This window comes from Pseudomonas sp. Snoq117.2 (genome assembly GCF_900110545.1).
GTDB lineage: Bacteria > Pseudomonadota > Gammaproteobacteria > Pseudomonadales > Pseudomonadaceae > Chryseomonas > Chryseomonas benzopyrenica.
This window is the reverse complement of sequence record NZ_FOED01000003.1, coordinates 18,025-36,816: the sequence shown is the minus strand read 5'-3', so window position 1 is coordinate 36,816 and position 18,792 is coordinate 18,025. Positions and strand designations below refer to the sequence as shown.

Sequence of the window (18,792 nt, the reverse complement as noted above, 5' to 3'; positions counted from 1 at the left end):
CGACGCATGAGGAAATCTTTGTTCGCCCTGCTGCTGGTCGCCGGGGGCGCCCTGCAGTCGGCGTACGCAGCGGTCACCCTGCGTCAGGATCACCCGGAGAGCTATACCGTGGTCCGCGGCGATACCCTCTGGGACATCTCCGCCAGATTCCTCAGCAAGCCCTGGGAATGGCCGGAGATCTGGCAGGCCAATCCGCAGGTCAAGAATCCCCATCTCATCTATCCCGGCGATACCCTGGTGCTGAGCTACGTCGACGGCCAGCCGCGGCTGCAGCTCAACCGCGGCGCCTCGCGTGGCACGGTCAAGCTGTCACCTACGGTGCGCAGCACGCCCATCGCCGAAGCCATCCCGGCCATTCCGCTGGAAGCGGTCAACAGCTTCCTCTTGCAGAATCGCGCCATCGATTCGGCCGAACAGTTCCAGGCGGCGCCCTATGTGGTGGCCGGCAATGCCGAGCGCGTGGTGAGCGGCGCCGGCGATCGCATCTATGTGCGCGGCAAGCTGCAGCCGGGTGTCTCGGCCTATGGCATCTACCGCCAGGGCAAGACCTATGTCGATCCCAAGACCGGCGCCTTTCTCGGCATCAATGGCGACTTCATCGGCAGCGCCGACCTGGTCACCCAGGAGGGCGACATCGCCACCCTGCGCCTGACCCGCACCACCCAGGAGGTGCGCCTGGGCGACCGGCTGTTCCCCACTGAGGAGCGGCTGGTGAATTCCACCTTCATGCCCAGTGCGCCGGCCCGTGACATCAACGGCCTGATCCTCGACGTGCCGCGCGGCGTCACCCAGATCGGCCAGTTCGATGTGGTGACCCTCAACAAGGGCGCCCGGGACGGTCTGGCCGAGGGCAATGTGCTGGCGGTCAACAAGACCGGCGAGACGGTGCGTGATCGCATCACCGGCGAGCTGGTGAAGATCCCCGACGAGCGCGCCGGGCTGCTGATGGTCTTTCGCACCTACGACAAGATCAGCTACGGCCTGGTCCTGACCGCCACCCGCCAGCTGGCGATCATGGACAAGGTGCGCAACCCCTAACCTCTTCCGGGTCGCCAGGACGGCGACCGGCCACCCTCAAGGATGACAGCATGGCCAGCCTCTCCCCTGCCGAGCTGGACGCTCGGCTTCGCCTGCATGCCCTGCCGGAGCTCGGTGCCGTGCGCCAGCGCCTGCTGCTGGATGCCTTTGGCAGCGCCAGCGCCGCCCTCAGTGCCCCCGCCTCGGCCTGGCGCGCCCTGCGCCTGCCGGCGGTGGCCGCGGACGCCCGCCGCAGCCCCGCGACCCGCGAACGGGTCGACCAGGCCCTGGCCTGGCTGGAGGACCCCGAGCGCCATCTGCTCTGCCTGGGCGACGAGCGCTATCCGGCGCTGCTCGCCGAGATCGCCGATCCACCGCCGCTGCTGTTCGTCGAAGGACGGGTCGAGTTGCTCGAACGACCGCAACTGGCCCTGGTCGGCAGCCGCCAGGCCAGTGCCCAGGGACTCGACAATGCCCGGCGCTTCGCCCACAGCCTGGCCGCGGCCGGCTTCTGCATCACCAGTGGCCTGGCGCTGGGCATCGATGGCGCGGCGCACCAGGGTGCGCTGGACGCCGGCGGCGGTACGGTGGCCGTGCTGGGCACCGGCCTCCGGCAGCTCTATCCCCGCCGTCATCTGGGCCTCGCCCGGCGCCTGCTGGCCGAGGGTGGTGCGCTGGTCTCGGAATTGCCGCTGGACTGCACGCCCCAGGCCGCCAACTTTCCGCGGCGCAACCGGATCATCAGCGGCCTCAGCCTGGGTACCCTGGTGGTGGAGGCCAGCCCCTCCAGCGGTTCGCTGATCACCGCGCGGCTGGCCGCCGAGCAGGGCCGCGAGGTGTTCGCCCTGCCCGGCTCCATCCATCATCCCGGGGCGCGAGGCTGTCATCAGCTGATCCGTGAAGGGGCGCAACTGGTGGAGGGCGTGGAGCATATCCTCGAAGCCCTGCAGGGCTGGCGCAGCCTGGCCCCGGTCGCCACGGCCGCGGTGGTCGAGGATCACCCCCTGCTGCGGCAGCTGGCCGCCGGACCGCTCAACAGCGAAGAGTTGGCGCGGCTCTGCCGCCTGTCGTTGCCGGAGGTGCTGGTCCAGCTGACCGAGTTGGAGCTGGAGGGCCGGGTGGTGGCGCAGCAGGGCAGCTGGACGCGTCTCGGCTAGCGGTGGATGGCTACCATCGGCGGCGCGCTCGGGTAGACTTCAGGGATTTGGCGGAGGCAAGGCGATGCACAACAGCTGGCGAGTGCGGCAGGCGGCGCGAATCGTGCGCGAGGGGGGCGTGCTGGCCTACCCCACCGAGGCCGTCTGGGGCCTGGGCTGCGATCCCTGGGATCAGGCCGCGGTCTATCGCCTGCTGACGCTCAAGCGGCGGCCCATGGAAAAGGGCTTGATCCTGGTGGCCGATACCATCCGCCAGTTCGACTTCCTGCTCCACGATCTGCCGGAAGAGTCCCTGGCCAAGCTGGCCAGCACCTGGCCCGGCCCCAACACCTGGCTGGTGCCGCACCACAATCGCCTGCCCGGCTGGGTGACCGGCGCCCACGCCACCGTGGCGCTACGGGTCTCCGAACATCCGCTGGTGGGCGAACTCTGCGCCCTCACCGGTCCGCTGATCTCCACCTCGGCCAATCCCGCCGGCCGTCCGGCCGCGCGCACCCGGCTGCGGGTTCAGCAGTACTTCCCCGATAACCTGGATGGCATCCTCATGGGCGAACTGGGTGGGCGCAAGAATCCCAGCGTGATTCGCGATCTGGTGACCGGCAAGGTCTTCCGGCCCTAGGTCAGTCCAGCAACTGGCGCAGCAGCCGCGCCAGGGCATCGATCTGGAACGGCTTGGCCAGCGAGAGCTCACCGTTCGGGGTGGGCCGTTCGGCGTGACCGCTGACGAACAGCACCGGCAACTCCGGCCAGCGCTCGCGCAGGCGCCCGGCTAGGTCGGCGCCGTCGAGATCCGGCAGGCCGAGATCGGTGATCAGCAGGTCACAGGGCAGGTCGCCGTCGACCAGGGTGAGCGCCGCCGAGGCACTGGCCGCGGTGCGCACGCGATAGCCCAGCTCGGTGAGCATCTCGCGCAGCAACAGCCGCACCGAGACATCGTCTTCCACCAGCAGCAGGCGTTCGCCCCGGCTCTGGGCGATGGCCGCCTGAGGTGTATCGCTCGCTGCCGGTCGCTCGGGCTGGGCACAGGGCAGCCAGAGGCTGACCCGGGTGCCGCTGCCCAGTTCGCTCTCCAGGGTCACGTGGCCACCCGACTGCTTGATGAAGCCATAGAGCATCGACAGGCCCAGGCCGGTGCCCTGGCCGATGGGCTTGGTGGTGAAGAAGGGATCGAAGGCGCGATCCACCACCTCGACCGGCATGCCGCTGCCGGTGTCGGCGATGGTCAGGCGCACATAGTCACCCGGCGGCAGGTCATGCTCGGCGGCCAGGTCGGTGAGGTGATCGAGGGCGGTTTCCAGGGTCAGCTGACCCCCCTCGGGCATGGCGTCGCGGGCGTTGATCACCAGATTCAGCAGGGCGTTCTCCAGCTGGTTGGTGTCGGTGCGCGCCGGCGGCAACTGCAGCGCGAGGCTGCTGCGCAGGCTGATGCGTTCGCCCAGGGTGCGCTGGAAGAGTTCTTCCAGGGACAGGATCAGGTCATTGACGTCCACCGGCCGCGGGTCGAGGGTCTGCCGACGCGCGAAAGCCAGCAGGCGATGGGTCAGGGCGGCGGCGCGGGTGGCGGATTGCTCGGCGGTGTCGAGGTAGCGCTGCAGGTTGTCGTGGCGGCCCTGGTCCAGGCGCCGACGCAGCAATTCTAGGGAGCCACTGATGCCGGTGAGCAGGTTGTTGAAGTCGTGGGCGATGCCGCCGGTGAGATGGCCGATGGCTTCCATCTTCTGTGCCTGGCGCAGCGCGGCTTCGGCGTTCTGCAGGGCCAGGGCGGCGTCGTGCTCGACGGTGACGTCGCGGCCGAAGACATAGATGCGGCCATCGTGATCGGCGGTGGCCTTCCACATCATGTGGCGCCAGTGGCCGTCGCGAGTGCGCAGGCGGCCCGGCAGATCGCTGAGCACCTCGCCATGGCGCAGGGCGGCCAGGCGCGGGAACACCGGCGGATCGTCCGGGTGCTCCAGCGAGGTCGGCGGCTGGTGGCGCAATTCCTCGTCGTCCCAACCCAGGGTGCGGCCCCAGGCCGGATTGCGACTGAGCCAGCGTTGCCCCTGGATGACACCGAGCAGGTCGTCGGCCACCCGCCACATGCGGTCACGCTCGACGGTGCGCTCATGGACGCGCTGTTCCAGCAGTTCGGCCAGGCGCCGCAGGCGGTGTTCGGCCATGCGGATCTCGCTGACGTCGGTGTGCACGCCCACCCATTCGCAGACCACGCCGTTTTCCCGCACCGGCAGGGCGCGCACGCTGAAGGTGCGCCACTGACCGTCGCGGCAGCGCAGCCGGTGTTCGTCGTGGAAGTCCACCTGTTGCTGCACCGCCAATCGCCAGCGGCGCAGGGTGCGGGGGGCATCCTCGGGATGCAGGGCAGCGGCCCAGCCGTCCTGCTGATACTGGGCATAGCTCTGCCCGGTCAGGGTGCTCCAGGCGAGTTGTTCGCCGAGCAGGTGCCCCTGGGCATTGCTGGTCCAGACCACCCCCTGCACCGCCTCCACGGCGTTGCGGAAGCGCTGGTTGGACAGGTGCAGCGCGGCTTCGGCCTGCTTGCGCTGGGTGAGATCCACCACCACCAGACTCACCGACAGCTCCTGGCCGATTTCCGACTGCAGCGGCGAGCCGTGCAGGCTGACCCAGACCACCGAGCCATCCGGGCGTAGGAAACGCTGGTCCAGCTTGAAGCTGTCGCCGCGCTCGCGCAGGGTGTCGAGATGGCGCTCCAGGATGGCCCGGTCCTCGGGATGGGTCTGGGCCTGCAGGGTCTGTTCCAGCACCCCGACCTCGTTGCGATCGAGCAATTCGCAATAGCGGCGATTGGCGAGCAGGATGCGCCCGCGGGCGTCGGTCTGGCAGATGCCGACCGCCGCCTGGTTGATCAGGCTGGCCAGCCGCGCGCTGTGTTCGCGCAGGGCATTTTCCGCATCGACCCGTTGCTGAACGTCGTCGAACAGGGTGACCGAGGCGATCACCTCGCCGGTGGCCGAGCGAACGGGCGCGCTGGACACTTCCAGCAGCCGGATGCTGCCGTCGGGCCGTCGATAGCGCATCAATTCGGGCGATACCGCCTGGCCACTGCGCAGCACCCGGACCGTGGGATAGTCGTCCACCGCATAGGGCTGGCCATTGGCATGCAGGGCGCCGATGGCGCCATAGCGTTCGTCCAGCGTCTCACCGGCCGGGCGCTTGCCCAGGAGGAGATCGACGCGGTCATTGAGCATCACCGCTTCTTCGCTGCCGGCCTCGGTGATGGAGATGCCCAGGGGCGCCTGCTGCAGCACGCTGGCCAGGAGCCCCTGTTCCAGCGACAACCGCCGTTCCAGGTGCCGGACCTGGTCTTGGGTCTGCTGCCGCACCAGCAGAGCGCCCAGCAGCAGGGCCAACTGGTCCAGCAACAGCCGGGTGTCCGCCTCGACGGCGTTGCTCAGCTGCAGATAGCCCAGGGGCTGCGCCGCAGCGCCGAACGGGAGGAGCGACTGACCCGCCGGCAGGCTGCCGGCTTCGGCCACGGACAGCAGCCGCGCCTGGGGATCGTCGGCGAGGTCACGCAGGGCCTGGGTGGCGCACAGGCGCAGGGCGGCAAGATCCGCCGTGCCGCTGAGGCGCCGCGACCATTCGCCAAGCGCCTGCAGGCGTTGTGGCAGATCCCGCTCGGCGCTGCGCCGGGCGGCGAAGCGGGCCCGGCTCGCTGGGGCCTGCCAGACGTGCAGCAGCCAACCCACGGCGACATCCGCCCGGCGCAGCGGCACCAGGTGCAGGTCGAGGCGCACCAGATGACCATCGCGATGGCGCAGGCCCTGGGTCTGGCAGCGTTCGAGGGCGGTCAGCCAGCCGTCCGCCGGGGGTTCCGGGAGCAGCAGGCCGACGATGGACTCGCCGACCTTGTCCTGCGCGCTCCAGCCCAGCAGCCGGGCGACGGCCGGGCACCACTGCCCGATGCACCCTTCGGCGGTCAGGGTGATCAGTGCCGTGTCCGTGGCGGTGTCGAGCAGGTTGGCGAGGGGGCTGGAGATGGGCATGACGAGGGCAGCGATCCGGCCGATTCTGGAAAGAGCGTCGAGACCTTGGCGGCCTGACTGTCCGAGATAGACCGGCGTTTACCCCCGTCGTGCCGCCTGGTTACGGGAAACTTAATGGCCGTCACGATTTACCCGGCCAGGCGCGCGAACGTCTAGCCTCAGGGCAGCAGGATGGTCGAGCCGCTGGTCTCGCGGCCTGACAGGGCGCGGTGCGCCTCCTGCACCTCGGCCAGCGGATAGCGGCGACCGATGTCCACCTGGATACGGCCATCGGTGATCAGCTCGAACAGCTGATCGGCCATGTCCTGCAGCGCTTCGGGCGAGGCGGCGTAGGTGGCCAGGGTCGGCCGGGTCACATAGAGTGAACCCTTCTGCGAGAGGATGCCCAGGTTGACCCCGGTGACCGCGCCCGAGGCGTTGCCAAAGCTGACCATCAGGCCGCGCGGGGCCAGACAGTCCAGCGACATCTCCCAGGTGTCCTTGCCGACGCCGTCGTAGACCACCGGCACCTTGGCACCCTCGGTCAGCTCGCGGACCCGCGCCGGGACGTCTTCCTGGCGATAGTCGATCACTGCCCAGGCGCCCAGGGCCTTGGCCTTTTCCAGTTTTTCCGGCGAGCCGGCGGTACCGATCAGGCGTACGCCCAAGGCCTTGGCCCATTGGCAGGCCAGGGAGCCGACGCCACCCGCCGCGGCATGGAACAGCACGGTGTCACCGGCCTGCAGTGGATAGGTCTGGCGCAGCAGGTACTGCACCGTCAGGCCCTTGAGCATGACCGCAGCGCCCTGCTCGAAGGAGACCGCCTCCGGCAGGTGCACCAGATGCCGCTCGGGCAGCACATGGACCTCGGCATAGGCGCCCAGCGGACCGGTAGCGTAGGCGACGCGGTCGCCGGCCTTGAAGCGGGTGACGGCGTTGCCCACCGCCTCCACCACCCCGGCACCCTCGGTGCCCAGGCCCGAGGGCAGCGACGGCGGCGGATAGAGGCCGCTGCGGTAGTAGGTCTCGATGAAGTTGAGGCCGATGGCGTGGTTGCGCACCCGCACCTCGTCGGGGCCGGGCGCGGCGGGTTCGAAATCCACAAGTTCGAGTACTTCGGGACCACCGGTGCGGCTGAACTGGATGCGCTGGGCCATGCTGTCGGTTCCTTATTGACGTGAGCCTTCATCCAAGCCGCAACCGCGGGCCACGTCAACCGGTCGGATACGGGTGTTATGCTCTCCGCCCTCCCCGCCTGTTGTGGAAATCCTTGCGATGAATCCCTCCCTGGAGGCCGTCAAGGCCTATCTGCTCGATCTGCAGGAGCGCATCTGCGCCGCACTGGAAGCCGAGGATGGCGCTGCGCATTTTGTCGAAGACGCCTGGACCCGGCCGACCGGCGGTGGTGGCCGTACCCGGGTCATCGCCGAGGGCGCCCTGCTGGAAAAGGGCGGTGTGAACTTCTCCCATGTGCATGGCGACAGCCTGCCGCCCTCGGCCAGCGCCCATCGTCCGGAACTGGCCGGGCGCAGCTTCGAGGCCATGGGCGTGTCGCTGGTCATGCACCCGCGCAATCCCCATATCCCCACCGCCCACGCCAATGTGCGCTTCTTTCTCGCCGAGAAGCCCGGCGAAGCGCCGGTCTGGTGGTTCGGTGGCGGTCTCGACCTCACCCCCTACTACGGCAACGAGGCCGACTGCGTGCACTGGCACCAGGTCTGCCATGACGCCTGCGCACCTTTCGGCGCCGACGTCTATCCGCGCTACAAGGCCTGGTGCGACCGCTATTTCCACCTCAAGCACCGCGGCGAACCGCGCGGCATCGGTGGCCTGTTCTTCGATGACCTGAACGACTGGGACTTCGACACCTGCTTCGCCTTCCAGCGCGCCATCGGCGATGCCTTCGTCGACGCCTACCTGCCCATCGTCCAACGCCGCCGTGACCAGCCTTATGGCCAGGCCGAGCGGGAATTCCAGGCCTATCGTCGTGGGCGCTACGTGGAATTCAACCTGGTCTACGACCGTGGCACCCTGTTCGGCCTGCAATCCGGCGGCCGCACCGAGTCCATCCTCATGTCGCTGCCGCCCGAGGTGCGCTGGGGTTATGACTGGAAACCCGTACCCGGCTCGCCGGAAGCGCGACTGACCGATTTCTTTCTCACCGACCGCGACTGGCTCGCGCTCGCCCCGACGCCTGCAGGATAGCCCCATGGATCGCTACGCCGTCTTCGGCAACCCCATCGCCCACAGCAAGTCGCCGCTGATCCACAGCCTGTTCGCCGACCAGACCGGTCAGCGCCTGCACTACGGGCCGCTGCTGGCACCGCTGGACGGCTTCACCGAAAGCGCCCGCAGCTTCTTCCAGAGCGGCCTGGGCGCCAACGTCACGGTGCCCTTCAAGGAAGAGGCCTACCAGCTGTGCGACGACCTCACCCCGCGCGCCCGGCGCGCCGGGGCGGTCAACACCCTCAAGCGCCAGCCTGACGGTCGCCTGCTGGGCGACAACACCGATGGCGCCGGGCTGGTGCGGGACCTCACCGTCAACGCCGGTCTGCAGCTGGCTGGCCAGCGCGTCCTGGTGCTGGGCGCCGGGGGCGCGGTACGCGGCGTGCTGGAGCCGCTGCTGGCCTGCCAGCCCGGGCAACTGGTGCTGGCCAACCGCACCGAACTCAAGGCGGTGCAGCTGGCGCGGGAATTCGCCGAGCTGGGGCCTATCGAGGTGGCCGCCTTCTCCACCCTGCGCGAGCCCTTCGACGTCATCATCAATGGCACCTCCGCCAGCCTCGGTGGCGGTCGTCCGCCGCTGTCGGAAGCGGTGATCGGCCCCCAGACGGTGACCTACGACATGATGTACGGCAAGGACCTGACCGCCTTCAATCGTTGGGCGCAGGATGAAGGCGCCTTCCACACCCTGGACGGCCTGGGCATGCTGGTGGAACAGGCCGCGGAGGCCTTCGAACTCTGGCGCGGCGTGCGCCCCGACGGTGCGCCGGTGCTGGCGGAGTTGCGGCGGCAGCTGGGCTGAGGTCGGGCTTGGGCGGTGTTGGGCTTCGCTGTGCTCAACCCAACCTACGGCCATCGCGGCCATGGCGGTCCGCCTATGCTGCCCCTCCTACAGTTGCGTTGGAGCCTGTAGGAGCGGCCCATGGCCGCGATAGCCGCGATCAGTCGTAGGTGGGGTTGAGGCGGCTCCATCGCCGAAGCCCAACGGGCCGCAGTCAGCCCGCCAGCTGGGGCTGGCGCCTGCGCGAGGCCAGAGACACCGGCCACGCCTGGGCGATGCCGAAGCCGATTTCGATCACCAGGAACATTGCCAACAGGGGACTGGCACCCTGGTACAGCGCCCAGGCCTGCCAGAGGGCGAACAGGCCCCTGGCCACGGCGTCGTAGCGCCCCAGCGTCACCGAGGGGCTGGCCAGCCGCAGCGCCGCCCAGACGCACACCACGGAGCCGAGCAGGTTGCCTAGCAGCAGGGCTTCCGGGCTGAAGGTCGCCAGGGGGGCGAATCCCAGCCACTGCCCCAGGGCGTCGAGCTGCCGCAGCAGCCAGGCGAGACTCCAGGGGGTGGCAAAAGGCGCGGTGACCAGCAGATCATAGAGGGCGCTGGCACGGACCAGCCGTAGATAGGGCGCAAGCTTCCACATGGACGGACTTCCTTGAACGAGAGGAAATCCAGTGTCGACCCTGGAGCTAGGTCCAGGGTCAAGGAGAACGGATGCGTATCGGCACCCTCGCCCAGGCGACCGGCCTGACCCGCGATACCCTGAGATTCTACGAGCGCCAGGGACTGCTCAAGGCCCGGCGCCGGGCCAATGGCTATCGCGACTATCCGCCCGAAGCCGTGGAATGGCTGGGCTATATCCGCACCGCCCAGCGGTTGGGCTTCAGCCTGCAGGAAATCGCCGCCAACCTGGACGCAGTCGAGCGCGCCGCCGATCCGGATGCCTATCTGCAGGAGCTGCTGCGCGACAAGCTCAGGGTCATCGAGGCGCGCATCGATGAATTGCAGGCGTTGCGTGGGGTGCTGTATTCGCGCCTGGGTGAAGCCTGTCCGCTGCGAACGTAGCTGAGCGTTGGGCTTCGCGGCGCTCAACCCAACCTACGGTCATCGCGGCCATGGGCCGCTCCTACGGGCTCCGACACAATCGTAGGAGCGCCGCATCGGCTGACCGCCATGGCTGTGATCACTTGTAGGTTGGGTTGAGGCGGCTCCATCGCCGAAGCCCAACAGGACCAGGCCTGCTAGGCCCGCTCCTCCCCGTACCCCTCGGCCAGATGCTGGTCCTTGAGCTTCACGTAGTTGCCGGCGCTGTAGCTGAAGAAGGCGCGTTCCTTCTCTTCCAGCGGGCGGATCTGCTTGACCGGGCGGCCGACGTAGAGGTGGCCGCCTTCCAGCCGCTTGCCCGGCGGAACCAGGCTGCCGGCGCCGATCACCACGTCATCCTCCACCACCGCGCCGTCCATGACGATGCTGCCCATGCCCACCAGTACCCGGTCGCCAATCGTGCAGCCGTGCAGCGTCACCTGGTGGCCGACGGTGACGTCGCTGCCGATCAGCAAGGGATAGCCGTCCGGATTGAAGGGGCCGGCGTGGGTGATGTGCAGCACGCTGCCATCCTGGATGCTGGTGCGGGCGCCGATGCGGATGCGATGCATATCGCCGCGGATCACCGTCAGCGGCCATATCGAGCTGTCTGCGCCGAGCTCGACATCACCGATTACCACGGCGGTGGTGTCGACGAAGGCGCGTTCGCCCAGGTGCGGGGTCTTACCCTGGAAGGTCCTTATGGTCACGATAGATACCTTTTCTCGTCGGAAGGGTCTTGAGACCTATTAGGATGGGCTCCATATATAACTGTCAAAGCCATCGCCCCGAGGGGAACGCCGTGAGCGCCAGCAATCCGCTGCTTCAGTCCTACGACCTGCCGCCCTTTTCCGCCATCAGGCCCGAGCACGTCGAGCCGGCCATCGACACCGTCCTGGCCGAGAACCGTGCCGCCCTGGCCAAGTTGTTGGAGACCCAGAAGGAACACCCCACCTGGGCCGGCCTGGTGCTGGCGATGGACGAGCTGAACGATCGGCTGGGTCAGGCCTGGAGCCCCATCGGCCACCTCAACGCCGTGTGCAACAGCGCCGAGCTGCGCGCCGCCTACGAGGCCTGTCTGCCCAAGCTGTCGGCCTACTCCACCGAGATCGGCCAGAACAAGGATCTCTTCCAGGCCTACAGCCGCCTGGCTGAAAGCGAAGAAGCCAAGGGCTTCGACGCCGGCCAGAAGACCACCCTGGAACACGCCCTGCGTGACTTCCGCCTGTCCGGCATCGACCTGCCGCCGGCCGAGCAGCAGCGCTATGCCGCCATCCAGGCGCGTAAGTCCGAGCTGGGCAGCAAGTTTTCCAACCAGTTGCTCGACGCGACGCAGGCCTGGACCAAGCACCTCACCGATGAAGCCGCCCTTGCCGGCCTGCCTGAATCGGCCAAGGCCCAGCTGCAGGCCGCCGCCCAGGCCAAGGAGCTGGACGGCTGGCTGGTGACCCTGGAATTCCCCAGCTACTACGCGGTGATGACCTACGCCGACGACCGTGCCCTGCGCGAGGAAGTCTATGCCGCCTATGCCACTCGCGCCTCCGAGCAGGGCCCCAACGCCGGTCAGTTCGACAACGGCCCGGTGATGGAAGAACTGCTCGACCTGCGCCAGGAACTGGCGCGTCTGCTGGGCTACGCCAACTACGCCGAGCTGTCGCTGGCCACCAAGATGGCCGAGAGCAGTGATCAGGTGCTGGGTTTCCTGCGCGACTTGGCGGTGCGCTCCAAGCCCTTCGCCCAGCGCGACCTGGAAGAATTGCGCGCCTTCGCCGCCGAACAGGGCGTGCAGGATCTGCAGAGCTGGGACACCGGCTACTTTGCCGAGAAGCTGCGCCAGCAGCGCTACGCGCTGTCCCAGGAAGAGGTCCGCGCCTGGTTCCCGGTGGACAAGGTGCTCTCCGGCCTGTTCGCCACGGTGCAGAAGCTCTATGGCATCGAGATCGCCGAGCTGCGCGACTTCGAGAAGTGGCATCCCGACGTGCGCCTGTTCGAGATCAAGGAGAACGGCACCTCCATCGGCCGCTTCTATTTCGACCTCTACGCCCGTGCCAACAAGCGCGGCGGTGCCTGGATGGACGGCGCCCGCGACAAGCGCCGCGATGCCCAGGGCCGGCTGATCGATCCGGTGGCCTACCTGGTCTGCAACTTCACCCCGGCCAGCCCCGGCAAGCCGGCGCTGCTGACCCATGACGAGGTGACCACCCTCTTCCACGAATTCGGCCATGGCCTGCACCACCTGCTGACCCGCGTCGAGCACGCCAGCGTCTCCGGCATCAACGGCGTGGCCTGGGATGCGGTGGAGCTGCCCAGCCAGTTCATGGAGAACTGGTGCTGGGAGCCCGAGGGCCTGGCGCTGATCTCCGGTCACTACGAGACCGGCGAGCCGCTGCCCCAGGAACTGCTGGACAAGATGCTGGCGGCCAAGAACTTCCAGTCCGGCCTGATGATGCTGCGCCAGCTGGAATTCTCGCTGTTCGACTTCGAATTGCACGCTACCCATGGCGACGGTCGCAGCGTGCGCGAGGTGCTGGAAGGCATCCGCGACGAGATCTCCGTCGTACGGCCGCCGGCCTACAACCGCTTCCCCAACAGCTTTGCCCACATCTTCGCCGGCGGTTATGCGGCGGGCTACTACAGCTACAAGTGGGCCGAGGTGCTGTCCGCCGATGCCTTCGCCAAGTTCGAGGAAGAAGGCGTCTTCAACCCCGAGACCGGGCGCGCCTTCCGCGAGGCCATCCTGGCCCGCGGCGGCTCCCAGGCGCCCATGGTGCTGTTCGTCGACTTCCGCGGTCGCGAGCCCAGCATCGACGCCCTGCTCCGCCATTCCGGGCTGAGCGAGGAGGCGGCGTGAGCGAGCCGATCCGCAAGAGGTTCATCGCCGGGGCGGTCTGCCCGGCGTGCCAGGCGCAGGACACCCTCAAGATGTGGACCCAGGACGGTACGCCCCACCGCGAGTGCCTCTCCTGCGGCTACAGCGACACCCTGGACGAGCGTGGCAATTCGGTCCCCAAGGAATTGCCGACGCGGGTCAATATCAGTGCGCTGAAACCCAAGAAGCCTGATCCTAAGGTGCAGGCCGTGCAGTTCTTTCCCAATCCCAAGCTGAAAAAGCCGGAATAGCGAAAGGCGACCTTCAGAAAAGCCGCGCCCGGTCATCCAGGCGCGGCTTTTCCGTTTCCAGGCTGGGGAAAATCGATCCGCGCACGGCTTGAGTGCAGGCGAAAACGAGCGTCAGCGCAGGGGGGTCCCAGGCTTTATCCACAAAAAGCGGATTCGATAGCCAGCCGATCATCTTTTTAATCTATTGATAATAAAGGGATTTTATTGAGTCTCTGATTGGCGTCAGGGTTTTCTCCTGAAGTTATACCGATTTTATCCCCGATTTATCCACAGGCTGAAGAGTCCTGGAATGACTTGGGAGTCTTTTCCTGCAATCAGACTCCAAGTGGATAGCCGACGCCATCGTCCCTGACGAGGAAATCCCATGCGTACCGTCCTTTCTGCTGCAGTCCTCTGTCTGATAGGCAACCTGGCCCTGGCCGCGCCGCCGGAACATGGACCGGGAGGACCCAAGGGGCCGCATGGCCCAGGCTGGCAGGACCAGGGCGGTCCGCATGGCAAGGGACCGGGTCCCGAGTCGCGTGGCCAGGGTCGCCCGGGTGCCGGACCGGGTGCCGGCGGCCCGCCGGATCTGGGACCGGCGCGGGAGCGTATCCAGGCGCTGCGCGGCCAGATCGGTCGCGGGGGCGACCTGCCGCCGGGGCTGCGTCTGGAGCGCGGACGCCCTCTCCCACCTGGTTATGGCCGACCGCTGCCGCCGGGTATCGCCCGCCAGTTGCCGGACTACCCGGGCTACGAATGGCGGCGTCTGGGAGCCGACATGGTACTGGTCGCCGTGGGCACCGGGATCGTCTACGCCATCCTGCAAGGCGTACTGGACTGACCGGGACGATTCTTTTAGCGGTAGCCAAGGAGTAGTGCCGAGCTCACCGCAGGCTCTGGCACAGACTCCTTGGGCCTGCCGGCCCGGCGGAACTGGCCGGCGCGCCATCGCAGGCGATAAATGGAGAAAGACCTCTGGCACAGTGCCAGCCCGGATTTCAGTAGAATAACCGCCGCGCGCGGCCGCCCTCCGCCTTCAGACGGTAGGGAAACCGGGCCGCTTCGTATCGGTCTCAACGCCCATCGCTCGCCAAGGATTTCCCATGAGAGCTCTGCCCCGTCTGCTGCCGCTGGCCCTGTTCGCCCTGCTCGTGGGGCATAACGCCCCAGCCCGCGCCGAACCCGGTCTGTTCAATCTGCTGGTGGGCAGTTACACCGCGGGCAGCAGCCAGGGACTGTATGTCTACCGCTTCAACAGTCGTAATGGCCAGATCGATGGCCCGCTACGGATCGTCAAGGCCTCCAATCCGTCGTTCCTGACCCTGTCCCGCGATGGCCGGACCCTGTTCGCCGTCAACGAGAACGGCCGCGGTTCGAGTAGCGACAGCATCGGCCGGGTCACCTCCTATCGCTTCGAACCGGGCAATGGCCGTCTGCAGCAGATCAGCCAGGTCAAGAGCCTGGGCGACGAGCCGACTCACTCCAGCCTCAGCACCGATGGCAAGTTCCTGTTCGTGGCCAACTACTCTAGTCTGCCGGAAGGCTCCCTGGCGGTGCTGCCGATCCAGGACGGCGGCGTGCTCAGCCCGGTGGCCCAGATCGAATTCCATCAGCCCAGCGAACAGCACCCACGCCAGCAATCCAGCCATGTGCACGCGGCGGTGACCACCCCGGATGGCCGCTTCGTCTTCGCCCCGGATCTGGGCGCCGACAAGGTGTTCGTCTATCGCTATCTGCCGCAGCAGCCGGAGCGGCCGCTGGTGGCCGCCGAGACGCCCTTCGTCCCGGTGCCGGAAGGCAGCGGTCCTCGCCATCTGGTGTTCAGCGCCGATGGCCGCTATGCCTACCTGACCCTGGAGCTGGCCGGTCAGGTCATGGCCTTCGCCCATCAGGACGGCATGCTGCGCCAGTTGCAGAGCTACAGCCTGACGCCCCAGGAATTCATGGGCGAGCGGGATGCCGGAGCTCTGCACCTGTCCGGCGACGGGCGCTTCCTCTATGTCGCCAGTCGCGGCACGGACAACCAGCTGGCGGTGTTCGCGGTCAATCCCGACGGCACCCTGACCTTTGTCCAGCGCCATCCGGTCAATGGCCTGTCGCCACGGGAGTTCGCCATCGACCCGTCCGGGCGGTACCTGCTGGTGGCCAACCAGAAATCCAACCAGCTCAAGGTCTTCGCCCGGGATCCCGACAGCGGCACGCTCGGCGATGAACTGCAGAGCCTGGATGTGGGTGCCCCGGCGGACCTCAAATTCGTCGCGGTACCCTGAGAAGCTGTTCACGATCTGCTGCGCGTCGGCCAACCTGCGTTAAAAACGCCCTGGATCGCCAGCCCGGTCGCAATGCACATTTACCATCCGTAAACCGCGCTTTCTCAGGCATTTTCGTGGGGCCGCCCAGGCCTTGTTTGGCTCTAGCTCGCGAGATCGTGAACAGCTTCCTATGACCCACTTCGACCGTCTGCACCACGTGGCGCTGATCTGCGCCGACTATGAACGCTCCCGGCACTTCTACACCGAGATCCTCGGGCTGCCGGTGATCGCCGAGACCTATCGCGAGGCCCGGCGCTCCTGGAAGCTGGATCTGGCGGTAGGCGCGCATGCCCAGCTGGAGCTGTTTTCCTTTCCCGATGCCCCGCCCAGGCCTTCGCGTCCGGAGGCCCAGGGCCTGCGCCACCTGGCCTTCGCCGTGGCCGACCTGGACGCCACCGTCGCCCACCTGCACGGCCATGGCGTGGTCACCGAGCCGATCCGCACCGACGAGCTGACCGGCAAGAGATTCACCTTCTTCGCCGACCCGGACGATCTGCCGCTGGAAGTTTACGAGCGCTGAGTTCAGCTCAGGTCGCCAGCCGTGCGCTGGCCAGGGACTCGCGCGGCATTTCCAGCTCTTCCAGCAGCCAGTCGAGAAAGCGCTGCACCAGTCGCTGGCGCCGCTTGCGCTCGGGCAGGATGGCGTAATAGCCGTAGCGCGAGGTGGCCAGTCCGGCGAAGGGGCGACAGAGCAGCTCCTGCTGCAGCAGGTCGTCCACCAGGTGGCGCCAGCCGATCGCCAGGCCCTGGCCGGCAATGGCCGCCTGGATCACCAGGGTGTAGTTGTCGAAGCTCAGCACCGCGCCGGACGGTGCCGCGGGCAGGGGCGCCAGGTCCAGCGCCGGCAACAGGGTCTTCCAGTCGTACCAGCGACTGTTGGGCGCCGCCTTGAGGTGCAGCAGCGGCCAGCGCCCCAGCTCCGTGGCGGGCAGCGGCGGTTGCCGGCCCTGGAGCAGCCGCGGACTGCACACCGGAAAGACCTCTTCGCGAAACAGCGGCCAGGCTTCGCCATGCTTGAAGCGGCCGTCGCCGAAGCCCAGGGTGATGTCGATCTCCGGACCGGGCAGCGGCACCCGGTCGCTGGTGACCAGGCTGACGTCCAGCTCCGGGTGGCGGGCATGGAAGCGCGGCAGGCGCGGCAGCAGCCAATAGGCGGCGAAGGCGAAGTCGGTAGCCACCTGCAGGACTTCATGGGCAGGCCGGGCGGTAACCAGCCGCACCCCCTCGTCCAGGGTGGCGAGACCGGCCTCGACGTATTCCTGCAGCAGCCGTCCGGCCTCGGTGAGCAGGATGCCGCGGTGAACCCGGTCGAACAGCCGGACCTGCAGCTGGGCCTCCAGGCGCTTGATCTGCTGGCTGATGGCCGGCTGGGTGGTGCCCAGTTCGCTGGCCGCCGCGGTAAAGCTCAGGCGGCGCGCCACCACTTCGAAGGTGCGCAGGCTGTCCAGTGCCAGGGCAGGGCGGTCGGCAGGCGTCGTGGCGTCCAAGGTGAAAATCCTGTGAGGGTCAGACATAAGCCCAGCTTATCCGAAACATCATCTTCCATGCCCTTCACGTGATTTTCCTGGCGTCGGATGATGGGTTATCCATAAGCAACCCTGATTCGAAGCGGAGGCCCTCTTGTCCAAGCCGATGAACATCCTCTTTCTCATGGCCGACCAGATGGCGGCGCCCATCCTGCCGCTGTACGACGCCGCCTCGCCGATCAAGCTGCCGAATCTGCAACGCCTGGCCGAGCGCGCCGTGGTGTTCGACTCCGCCTACTGCAACAGCCCGCTGTGCGCGCCCTCGCGCTTCACCCTGGTGAGCGGCCAGCTGCCGTCGAAGATCGGCGCCTACGACAACGCCGCCGACTTCGCTGCTGACATCCCCACCTATGCCCACCACCTGCGCCGCCTCGGCTATCGCACCGCGCTGTCGGGCAAGATGCACTTCTGCGGACCGGATCAGCTGCACGGCTACGAAGAGCGCCTGACCAGCGACATCTATCCGGCCGACTATGGCTGGGCGGTGAACTGGGATGCGGCGGACGTGCGCCCGAGTTGGTACCACAACATGTCCTCGGTGCTGCAGGCCGGGCCCTGCGTGCGCACCAACCAGCTGGATTTCGACGAAGAGGTGGTCTTCAAGGCACGCCAGTATCTCTACGATCATGTGCGTCGCGGCGACGACCAGCCGTTCTGCCTGACCGTGTCCCTGACCCACCCCCACGATCCCTACACCATTCCGCGGGAGTACTGGGACCTGTACGACGACGTCGACATCCCGCTGCCGGAAGGCACCATTCCCCAGGCCGAGCAGGACCCCCACAGTCAGCGCCTGCTCAAGGTGATCGATCTGTGGGACAAACCGCTGCCCGAGGCCAAGATCCGCGACGCCCGCCAGGCCTACTACGGTGCCTGCAGCTATGTCGACGCCCAGGTCGGCCACCTGCTCAAGACCCTGGAAGAATGCGGTCTGGCCGACGATACCGTGATCGTCTTTTCCGGCGACCATGGCGACATGCTCGGCGAGCGCGGACTCTGGTACAAGATGCACTGGTTCGAGATGGCCGCGCGGGTACCGCTGCTGATCCATGCGCCCGGGCGCTTCGCCCCGGCGCGGGTGCAGGCCTCGGTGTCGACCATGGACCTGCTGCCGACCTTCGTCGAGCTGGCCGGCGGCAGGCTGCCGGCGGAGTTGCCGCTGGATGGTCGTTCGCTATTGCCGCACCTGGAAGGCCGGGTAGGGCACGACGAGGTCATCGGCGAATACCTGGCCGAGGGCACCGTCAGCCCGCTGTTGATGATCCGTCGCGGCCCCTACAAGTACATCCACTGCGAGCTGGACCCGCCACTGCTGTTCGATCTGCAGAACGATCCGCTGGAACGCGAAAACCTGGCCGCCAGCCCCGACTATGCCGAGCTGCTCGCCAGCTTCCAGGCCGAGGTCCGCCAGCGCTGGGACCTGCCGCGCCTGCATGGCGAGGTACTGGCCAGCCAGCGGCGGCGGCGCTTCGTCGCGGCGGCCCTGGAGCAGGGCGAGCGGACCAGCTGGGATCATCAGCCTTTCGTCGATGCCAGCCAGCAATACATGCGCAATCACATCGATCTCGACGACCTGGAGCGTCGCGCCCGCTACCCTCAACCCTGAACCGC

The 18,792-nt window shown here is 67.5% G+C and carries 17 protein-coding genes and 3 pseudogenes; 12 read left to right on the top strand and 8 right to left on the bottom strand.

Annotated features, from left to right (window positions below):
- Positions 1-6 precede the first annotated feature (6 nt).
- From BMZ43_RS09570 to BMZ43_RS09560, 3 genes are all read left to right on the top strand, one after another.
- A complete protein-coding gene (locus BMZ43_RS09570; RefSeq protein WP_026083893.1) occupies positions 7-1,038 on the top strand; it encodes a LysM peptidoglycan-binding domain-containing protein in 1,032 nt (343 codons plus the stop codon).
- A gap of 50 nt (positions 1,039-1,088) precedes the next feature.
- Entirely contained in the window at positions 1,089-2,174 is a 1,086-nt protein-coding gene (dprA, locus tag BMZ43_RS09565) for a DNA-processing protein DprA (RefSeq protein ID WP_064307097.1), read from the top strand.
- Positions 2,175-2,238: 64 nt separating this feature from the next.
- Positions 2,239-2,793, top strand: a complete 555-nt coding sequence (locus BMZ43_RS09560) for an L-threonylcarbamoyladenylate synthase type 1 TsaC (RefSeq protein WP_017641494.1) — start codon at positions 2,239-2,241, stop codon at positions 2,791-2,793.
- A gap of 1 nt (position 2,794) precedes the next feature.
- Here the strand turns inward: BMZ43_RS09560 and BMZ43_RS27310 are convergent.
- The 4 genes and pseudogenes from BMZ43_RS27310 to BMZ43_RS09550 form a co-directional block, all read right to left on the bottom strand.
- A pseudogene (locus BMZ43_RS27310) lies at positions 2,795-3,112 on the bottom strand (response regulator); the annotation flags it as partial.
- A 141-nt stretch (positions 3,113-3,253) separates the two neighbouring features.
- A pseudogene (locus tag BMZ43_RS27305) lies at positions 3,254-3,493 on the bottom strand (ATP-binding protein); the annotation flags it as partial.
- Positions 3,494-3,694: 201 nt separating this feature from the next.
- A pseudogene (locus tag BMZ43_RS27300) lies at positions 3,695-5,209 on the bottom strand (PAS domain S-box protein); the annotation flags it as partial.
- A gap of 1,127 nt (positions 5,210-6,336) precedes the next feature.
- Positions 6,337-7,314 (bottom strand): NADPH:quinone reductase, encoded by a 978-nt coding sequence (locus tag BMZ43_RS09550; protein ID WP_017641496.1) that lies wholly within the window; start codon positions 7,312-7,314, stop codon positions 6,337-6,339.
- A gap of 118 nt (positions 7,315-7,432) precedes the next feature.
- Here BMZ43_RS09550 and hemF point away from each other — a divergent pair, with 118 nt between their 5' ends.
- Complete coding sequence (gene hemF / locus BMZ43_RS09545) at positions 7,433-8,362, top strand: oxygen-dependent coproporphyrinogen oxidase (RefSeq protein WP_068384387.1); 930 nt, start codon at positions 7,433-7,435, stop codon at positions 8,360-8,362.
- Between the two features lie 4 nt (positions 8,363-8,366).
- Entirely contained in the window at positions 8,367-9,182 is an 816-nt protein-coding gene (gene aroE / locus BMZ43_RS09540; protein WP_017641498.1) for a shikimate dehydrogenase, read from the top strand.
- Between the two features lie 193 nt (positions 9,183-9,375).
- Here aroE and BMZ43_RS09535 read toward each other — a convergent pair whose 3' ends face one another.
- The gene (locus BMZ43_RS09535) at positions 9,376-9,801 is read right to left on the bottom strand and encodes a hypothetical protein (RefSeq protein WP_059313020.1); all 426 of its coding nucleotides are present in this window, start codon (positions 9,799-9,801) and stop codon (positions 9,376-9,378) included.
- 71 nt (positions 9,802-9,872) lie between these two features.
- Here BMZ43_RS09535 and BMZ43_RS09530 point away from each other — a divergent pair, with 71 nt between their 5' ends.
- Positions 9,873-10,223 carry a MerR family transcriptional regulator gene (locus tag BMZ43_RS09530; protein ID WP_093252917.1) on the top strand — a complete coding sequence of 117 codons (351 nt, stop codon included), beginning with the start codon at positions 9,873-9,875 and terminating at the stop codon, positions 10,221-10,223.
- A gap of 176 nt (positions 10,224-10,399) precedes the next feature.
- Here BMZ43_RS09530 and BMZ43_RS09525 read toward each other — a convergent pair whose 3' ends face one another.
- Positions 10,400-10,951: a gamma carbonic anhydrase family protein gene (locus BMZ43_RS09525; protein WP_093252912.1), complete on the bottom strand. Its 552-nt coding sequence runs from the start codon at positions 10,949-10,951 to the stop codon at positions 10,400-10,402.
- 44 nt (positions 10,952-10,995) lie between these two features.
- Between BMZ43_RS09525 and prlC the strand changes: the two genes are divergently transcribed.
- Both prlC and BMZ43_RS09515 read left to right on the top strand, forming a co-directional pair.
- Entirely contained in the window at positions 10,996-13,092 is a 2,097-nt protein-coding gene (gene prlC, locus BMZ43_RS09520; RefSeq protein WP_177344798.1) for an oligopeptidase A, read from the top strand.
- The gene (locus tag BMZ43_RS09515) at positions 13,089-13,361 is read left to right on the top strand and encodes a YheV family putative zinc ribbon protein (RefSeq protein ID WP_017641503.1); all 273 of its coding nucleotides are present in this window, start codon (positions 13,089-13,091) and stop codon (positions 13,359-13,361) included. Before prlC ends, BMZ43_RS09515 begins: the two co-directional genes overlap by 4 nt.
- Positions 13,362-13,374: 13 nt before the next feature.
- On the opposite strand, the gene BMZ43_RS26510 is transcribed toward BMZ43_RS09515, so the two are convergent.
- Complete coding sequence (locus BMZ43_RS26510; RefSeq protein WP_160329276.1) at positions 13,375-13,533, bottom strand: hypothetical protein; 159 nt, start codon at positions 13,531-13,533, stop codon at positions 13,375-13,377.
- Between the two features lie 192 nt (positions 13,534-13,725).
- On the opposite strand from BMZ43_RS26510, the gene BMZ43_RS26885 reads away from it, so the two are divergent.
- From BMZ43_RS26885 to BMZ43_RS09500, 3 genes are all read left to right on the top strand, one after another.
- Entirely contained in the window at positions 13,726-14,184 is a 459-nt protein-coding gene (locus BMZ43_RS26885) for an anti-virulence regulator CigR family protein (protein ID WP_068384377.1), read from the top strand.
- A 262-nt stretch (positions 14,185-14,446) separates the two neighbouring features.
- Positions 14,447-15,613, top strand: coding sequence for a lactonase family protein (locus BMZ43_RS09505; protein ID WP_093252904.1), 1,167 nt, complete (start codon positions 14,447-14,449; stop codon positions 15,611-15,613).
- A 172-nt stretch (positions 15,614-15,785) separates the two neighbouring features.
- Positions 15,786-16,175 carry an SMU1112c/YaeR family gloxylase I-like metalloprotein gene (locus BMZ43_RS09500; RefSeq protein WP_093252900.1) on the top strand — a complete coding sequence of 130 codons (390 nt, stop codon included), beginning with the start codon at positions 15,786-15,788 and terminating at the stop codon, positions 16,173-16,175.
- 7 nt (positions 16,176-16,182) lie between these two features.
- Here the strand turns inward: BMZ43_RS09500 and BMZ43_RS09495 are convergent, their stop codons facing one another.
- Positions 16,183-17,169, bottom strand: coding sequence for a choline sulfate utilization transcriptional regulator (locus tag BMZ43_RS09495; RefSeq protein ID WP_093252897.1), 987 nt, complete (start codon positions 17,167-17,169; stop codon positions 16,183-16,185).
- 118 nt (positions 17,170-17,287) lie between these two features.
- Between BMZ43_RS09495 and betC the strand changes: the two genes are divergently transcribed.
- Positions 17,288-18,787, top strand: coding sequence for a choline-sulfatase (gene betC, locus BMZ43_RS09490; RefSeq protein ID WP_093253741.1), 1,500 nt, complete (start codon positions 17,288-17,290; stop codon positions 18,785-18,787).
- The last annotated feature ends 5 nt before the right edge of the window (positions 18,788-18,792 follow it).

Excerpts from the sequence above, each read along its gene's own strand:
- BMZ43_RS09570 (WP_026083893.1), top strand. The coding sequence starts at position 7 with ATGAGGAAATCTTTGTTCGCCCTGCTGCTGGTCGCCGGGGGCGCCCTG.
- dprA (WP_064307097.1), top strand. The coding sequence starts at position 1,089 with ATGGCCAGCCTCTCCCCTGCCGAGCTGGACGCTCGGCTTCGCCTGCAT.
- BMZ43_RS09560 (WP_017641494.1), top strand. The coding sequence starts at position 2,239 with ATGCACAACAGCTGGCGAGTGCGGCAGGCGGCGCGAATCGTGCGCGAG.
- BMZ43_RS09550 (WP_017641496.1), bottom strand. The coding sequence starts at position 7,314 with ATGGCCCAGCGCATCCAGTTCAGCCGCACCGGTGGTCCCGAAGTACTC.
- hemF (WP_068384387.1), top strand. The coding sequence starts at position 7,433 with ATGAATCCCTCCCTGGAGGCCGTCAAGGCCTATCTGCTCGATCTGCAG.
- aroE (WP_017641498.1), top strand. The coding sequence starts at position 8,367 with ATGGATCGCTACGCCGTCTTCGGCAACCCCATCGCCCACAGCAAGTCG.
- BMZ43_RS09535 (WP_059313020.1), bottom strand. The coding sequence starts at position 9,801 with ATGTGGAAGCTTGCGCCCTATCTACGGCTGGTCCGTGCCAGCGCCCTC.
- BMZ43_RS09530 (WP_093252917.1), top strand. The coding sequence starts at position 9,873 with ATGCGTATCGGCACCCTCGCCCAGGCGACCGGCCTGACCCGCGATACC.
- prlC (WP_177344798.1), top strand. The coding sequence starts at position 10,996 with ATGGGCTCCATATATAACTGTCAAAGCCATCGCCCCGAGGGGAACGCC.
- BMZ43_RS26510 (WP_160329276.1), bottom strand. The coding sequence starts at position 13,533 with ATGATCGGCTGGCTATCGAATCCGCTTTTTGTGGATAAAGCCTGGGAC.
- BMZ43_RS26885 (WP_068384377.1), top strand. The coding sequence starts at position 13,726 with ATGCGTACCGTCCTTTCTGCTGCAGTCCTCTGTCTGATAGGCAACCTG.
- BMZ43_RS09505 (WP_093252904.1), top strand. The coding sequence starts at position 14,447 with ATGAGAGCTCTGCCCCGTCTGCTGCCGCTGGCCCTGTTCGCCCTGCTC.
- BMZ43_RS09500 (WP_093252900.1), top strand. The coding sequence starts at position 15,786 with ATGACCCACTTCGACCGTCTGCACCACGTGGCGCTGATCTGCGCCGAC.
- BMZ43_RS09495 (WP_093252897.1), bottom strand. The coding sequence starts at position 17,169 with ATGTCTGACCCTCACAGGATTTTCACCTTGGACGCCACGACGCCTGCC.
- betC (WP_093253741.1), top strand. The coding sequence starts at position 17,288 with ATGAACATCCTCTTTCTCATGGCCGACCAGATGGCGGCGCCCATCCTG.